The organism is Bacteroides coprosuis (genome assembly GCF_020741705.1).
Lineage (GTDB): Bacteria > Bacteroidota > Bacteroidia > Bacteroidales > Bacteroidaceae > Bacteroides_E > Bacteroides_E coprosuis.
This window is the reverse complement of sequence record NZ_DYYK01000020.1, coordinates 1-3,202: the sequence shown is the minus strand read 5'-3', so window position 1 is coordinate 3,202 and position 3,202 is coordinate 1. Positions and strand designations below refer to the sequence as shown.

At 33.7% G+C, this 3,202-nt stretch carries 3 protein-coding genes; 1 reads left to right on the top strand and 2 read right to left on the bottom strand.

The genetic code is table 11. The features are described 5' to 3' along the window. Window positions 1-167 precede the first annotated feature (167 nt). The gene (locus K8V80_RS01305; RefSeq protein WP_276774902.1) at window positions 168-1,085 is read right to left on the bottom strand and encodes an ATP-grasp fold amidoligase family protein; all 918 of its coding nucleotides are present in this window, start codon (window positions 1,083-1,085) and stop codon (window positions 168-170) included. 187 nt (window positions 1,086-1,272) lie between these two features. Between K8V80_RS01305 and K8V80_RS01300 the strand changes: the two genes are divergently transcribed. After that, window positions 1,273-2,538, top strand: a complete 1,266-nt coding sequence (locus tag K8V80_RS01300; RefSeq protein WP_276774900.1) for an aromatic amino acid transporter — start codon at window positions 1,273-1,275, stop codon at window positions 2,536-2,538. Between the two features lie 71 nt (window positions 2,539-2,609). On the opposite strand, the gene K8V80_RS01295 is transcribed toward K8V80_RS01300, so the two are convergent. Then, on the bottom strand, window positions 2,610-3,020 hold the full coding sequence (locus K8V80_RS01295; RefSeq protein ID WP_006745525.1) for a secondary thiamine-phosphate synthase enzyme YjbQ: 411 nt from the start codon (window positions 3,018-3,020) through the stop codon (window positions 2,610-2,612). Between the last annotated feature and the right edge of the window lie 182 nt (window positions 3,021-3,202).

Here is a 3,202-nt window from a genome sequence, read left to right as displayed (position 1 = left end):
GACAATACTTTGACACCGATATGTCGTTGTCTTGTCGGTGTCAGAATAGAGCTCTTTCAAAGAAAAAGAGGTTACCCCAAATCAAGGTAACCTCTCTATTTATTTATTAAACTATCCTATGCACTAATCTTTATTTAGCCAATCCAAGTTAGCCACATACCCAGATTTTAATATTCTGTTATTTCTGTCTCACCTTTTGGAAGCTTAGGAAGTACAAACATTTCTCCTAACTTGTAATTATACTCATCAGGAATAAACTCGTATCTACCATCTCCTGGATAAAAAGTCATTTCCCCAAAAATAGTTTTACCATTAATAGAATAAAAATCTACACGCACAAATGGAAAGCGGTCTGCTAAAACCTCAGCAAGGTGTACCATTTCGTCAAAATTAGTAGGTTTAGTAATTGGCGATTGAATCCACATAGATTCAGCTACATCTCTGAAAGGTAACAACTTAAAATCCAAATCAAAAAAACCTGATTTATGATCTTCTCTTCTATCTAAATGAACTTCCAAAAACTTAGGCTTACCATTAAAGCAGTAAAATTTATAATCGGTTAGTGAGCCACGAGCTGCTTCAGCCATAAATTTATCGACCAAGAATCTAGGTTTAACATCTTTATAAGCCCATTCTAAACCACCTCGATAATATTGATTACGTCTTTTCCATTTATATAGCTTCAATTTAGCCTTCCTTACATTCAGTTTAGACTTATCAGAAACTATTAAATTAAAGCCATATCCATGTACTCCTTTTATAACAAACTGATCTGGTAAAGCATCAAAATCAATATCATTAATATCCTCATATATTCCTAGACAGGCATTAAGATATTGCTCTCCTATTTTTTCTTTTACATATTCTCTGACTGCATATTTATCAACGAGCTGATTCAAAATAGCTGGATGATAGTGAGTTTTATACCAATGAATTTTCTCATTGAATCGGATAGGATTCTTATCATTATACTTTTGACTCGTATAATATTCGTAATAATATTTTACGCACTTATGAGGAGGAAGAAATTTCATTTTCTTCAAGATTCCCAAATAGAGTTTTCTAAAACCCTTAACTTTTGACATCTATATTAATATTTTATGCAAAAGTAAGCATTTTTTTTCGAGTGCCAATATTTCTATTTCTCCAATCGCCTCACTTCATCTTATTAAAATCTTAAAACCCGACATAGCTTTTACCTAAGGAGATTCAAGTATTTATTGCATCCTCAATTTTAAAGTCGTATTTTTGCCCACCTTAATTAAAGTAAAAATGACACAAAACAAACACACTAAGACTCCCTCCCTTTTAGGAGGGACAATGATTATTGCAGGTACACTAATTGGAGGAGGTATGGTTGCTATACCTATCGCAACATCTGGTCTATGGTATTATCGTTCCTTGTTTGTTTTAATCTATTCTTGTTTTTGTATGCTATGCTCAGGTTTAATGTTGGTCGAAGCCAATCTTCATTACCCGCACGGAGCGAGCTTTGATACTATGGTGAAGGATTTATTAGGCAAAAAATGGAACATCATTACTGGAGTAACCATAACCTTTGTTCTTTATACCCTAGTCTATGCTTACATCACTGTAGGTGGCAGCATTACAACAAATATTATGGAGTCTGTTACGGGTAATACTACTCCCTATCAACCTCTAGGAGGTTTTCTATTTTGCATGGTACTTGCTTTTTGCGTATGGATCTCTACAAAAGCAATAGACAGAGCCTCAACTATTCTTATCATCGCCATGGTAATTAGCTTTATAGGCATGATTACAGGATTACTAGGACATATTAATTTTGATTTTTTAAGTAATACTCCTGGCGTCATCGAAGGAGCAAGTTCTGAAGACAGTTATTGGAAATATTTTATATTTGCATTGCCTGTCTGCGTAACCTCATTCTGCTTTCATGGTACTGCACCCAGCATGGTGTTGTATTACCAAAAAGATGCTAAGACCATTCAAAAGAGTATTATATGGGGATCTCTTATTGCATTTATTGTCTATACTCTCTGGCTTACCTCAGTGCAAGGAAACTTATCTAGGTCTGAATTTATAGCCATAAATTCTGCAGAAGACAATGTACAAGCAATGATTAATACGCTAAGTAGCTATGTAACAATCGACCTATTGAAACAACTTATTAATTTCTTCACGTACGTAGCTATTATTAGTTCCTTTTTGGGCGCTTCACTAGGTTTATTCGACTATTTAGCCGACTTATTTAATATAAAAGATACACGACTAGGTAGATTAAAAACGGCTAGCATTACATTTCTACCTCCTTTAGTTGCTTCTTTTCTATTCCCTTACGGATTTGTAATTGCGATTAGCTATGTTGGTTTTGCAGCAGCTATATGGTCTATCATAGTACCAGCATTAATGGTATTAAAATCACGAAAGAAATTTCCAGATGCTCCTTATCGTGTCTTTGGAGGAAAATTCTTAGTCTATTTTATATTACTATTTGCCATAATCACCTTGATATCTCAACTGATTACTCAGTTTGGACTAATTAAAGCTTTTGCTTAAACTCCAAAATTTATAATATGAAACGAAAAGAGGCTGCTAATATAAATCATCTAGCAGCCTCTTCTTGTTTTCTATCCTATCACTGTTGCTATTAGAGAGCGTGGACCGCCATAGTCTCTAAACTCGCAAAGATAGATTCCTTGCCAAGTACCCAAGTTTAACTGGCCATTAGTTATAGGAATATTTAAACTGGTACCTACTAAGACTGTTTTTGCATGAGCAGACATATCATCACTTCCTTCGTAACTGTGTATATAGTAAGATTCTCCATCTTTAACTAAACGATTGAAAATACTATTTAAATCATCAAGTACACTAGGATCTGCATTTTCATTAATTGTCAATCCAGCTGAGGTATGCTTGATAAAGAGGTTTAGCATACCCACATCAGGTAATGATGGTAACTGTTCCAATACTTCTGATGTGATATAATGAAACCCCCTAGACCTTGCTTTTAGACGAAATTCTCTCTGATGAATCATAACTATTTATTTTCTCTTAAAATAATAGAATATAAAAGAAATATCATATTTTGTCCCGTCCTAAAAAAGCGTTACAGTTAATAACGTTTTAAAAATAGTATATTAAGTCCGAGCAACATGATTTGCTTGGACTTTTTTATAAGTTTTAATTTTTATTTTATTCTGTCGATGCATAAAATCAG

What these genes read in the sequence shown, in the direction of transcription:
- K8V80_RS01295 (WP_006745525.1), bottom strand. Translation starts at nt 3,020, where the DNA reads ATGATTCATCAGAGAGAATTTCGTCTAAAAGCAAGGTCTAGGGGGTTT.
- K8V80_RS01300 (WP_276774900.1), top strand. Translation starts at nt 1,273, where the DNA reads ATGACACAAAACAAACACACTAAGACTCCCTCCCTTTTAGGAGGGACA.
- K8V80_RS01305 (WP_276774902.1), bottom strand. Translation starts at nt 1,085, where the DNA reads ATGTCAAAAGTTAAGGGTTTTAGAAAACTCTATTTGGGAATCTTGAAG.